Origin of the sequence: Saccharothrix luteola, assembly GCF_020859565.1 — a bacterium.
GTDB classification, from domain to species: Bacteria; Actinomycetota; Actinomycetes; order Mycobacteriales; family Pseudonocardiaceae; genus Actinosynnema; species Actinosynnema luteola.
The window spans coordinates 122,184-124,203 of the sequence record NZ_JAJHUO010000031.1; the positions used below are offsets into that span (position 1 = coordinate 122,184).

Here is a 2,020-nt window from a genome sequence, read left to right on the forward strand (position 1 = left end):
TCCCATCACCATCGCCCTGATCGTCACCGGGACCCGGGCGTCCCCCCGGGGGGTGGGGGGGGGGGGGGGGGCGGTTGGGGGCCGCCCCCCCCCGCTCCAGCTGTCACACCGCTGACTAGCGCTGCAGTGTCAGCACTCCCGGGCGGTAGGGCAGCTTGCCGTAGTCCATCCCGTCGGAGCGGGGGTCGCGCCCCTGGTATAGGAACTGCAGGTTGCAGGGATCGACGGACTTGGTCTGATCGGGGTTGGTGCGAACCAGATCGCCGTGGCTGATGTCGTTGGTCCAGGTGGCACCGCTGTTGACCTTGCCGGCGAAGGGGTTGCTCTCGGTGGCGGCCTGCGGGGTCCACGTGCCGCCCAGGCTGGAGGCGGTGAACGAGCGGAAGTAGCGGCCGTTCGCCCCCATCGCCTCGACGATCATCAGGTACTGGTTCTGGCCCTGGACCTTGTAGACCTCAACCGCTTCGAACAGGTTCTCCTTCGTGTCGCTCATGATCTTCGTGTAGTTCGAGCCGAAGCTGCCCGGGAAGTTCCCGATGGGCATGCTGGCGCGGTAGATGCCGCCGAGGTCGTCGGCGAAGAACATGTACATGTTCGTGTCGTCGGCGATGAGGGTCTGATCGATGGGCGCCCCGGTGGGGAGGGTGCCCGTGAACAGCTGCTGCTGCGCGGACCAGCCGTTGGGGTTGGTGGGGTCGCTCGAGGTGCGGTAGGAGAAGGTGTCCGGCCAACCCCACTGGTAGGCGAGCACCCAGATGTTCTTCGGGGCGAAGTAGAACAGCGTCGGCGCGACGGCGTTGAAGGACAACGTGTGCTGGGTGGCGGTGGCCATGTCGGACCAGTTCGTGAAAGGGCTGAAGCTCATCCCTCCCCAGCTGTCCCCGGTGTCGTGCGACGTGCCGTAGACGAGGTTCCGGCCGTTGTGGACGACGGCGCTGAAGTCCTTGAGCGACACCCACCCCGACTTCGGGTTCGCCAGCGGGCCGGTCGACGTCCAGCGGTACGACGACGGCAGCGCGCACGTGCCGCTGCCCCCGCCGACCCGGACGAGTTGCCACTGCTGGTTGCTGCCGCCCCAGTCGCTGAACTGCACCACGCGGGCGCCGTCGGTGGTGGCAGCGCCCTGCACCTCGACGACCTTGCCGCTGTTGCGGTTGACCAGCCGAACGTAGCCGCTGTCGGAGTCGGCCAGCCGGAACTGCTGGTTGGCGCCGTTGCCGTCGGCCCACTGCACGACCGCGGCACCGTCCGCGCTCGACCAGTTGAAGACGTCGAGCACCTTGCCGGAGTGCCGCGCGCGCAGCCGGTAGTAGCCGCTGCCGGAGTCGACGAACTGGAATTGCTGGTTGGTGGCGTTGGTGCGGGTCCACTGGACGAGGTTCGCTCCGTCGGCGGTGGACGCGCCGCTGACGTCGAGTGCCTTGCCGGTGTTGCGGTTCACCAGGACGTACCAGGCGGTGGTGTCCACCGTGGCGGCCGACGCCGGTGTCGTGGCCACCGTGAGCAGCCCGCCCGCGAACGCCACGGCAGCCGCGGCGGCAAACCCGGACCGCCATCGACGACGCCACCTCGCGGTGCGCGCAAACCCAACCGACATAGCGTCTTTCCTTTCGTCATGGGGACCGCCGACATGCAGCGGGGCCGCATCGGCCCGGACGCCGACGACACCCCGTGCAAGGACATTGTGTTAGCGCTAACATCCACCGGAGCGGCGGTCCGGGCGCGAATGTGTGGATATATGGTCGATAAGAGGACTTGTCAGCGGTGTGATTGAACGTGGCATGGCGAACTGTGAACGATAACAACGACCCGCGTCAAGATGTAACGGGAAGGTTTTCTGAAGAAGTCCCAGATGAGACGCTGGGGCATCGTCGACGCTTGGCGGCCGTCAAAGAACCCTTTCCAACCTGGCACCCCACACGGTGACCGTGGTGGAGACATGGCGAAGCTCCTGGTAGATGACTTCTCGACCAAGAGCAAGGCCACTGCCAGGAGCTTCGAGTGCTTGTCTACCCATCCG

At 66.5% G+C, this 2,020-nt stretch carries 1 protein-coding gene; it reads right to left on the reverse strand.

The window, feature by feature from the left end; all coding sequences use genetic code 11:
• Positions 1-115: 115 nt before the first annotated feature.
• Positions 116-1,597, reverse strand: a complete 1,482-nt coding sequence (locus tag LNK82_RS36660; protein WP_230571529.1) for a non-reducing end alpha-L-arabinofuranosidase family hydrolase — start codon at positions 1,595-1,597, stop codon at positions 116-118.
• Positions 1,598-2,020: the final 423 nt, after the last annotated feature.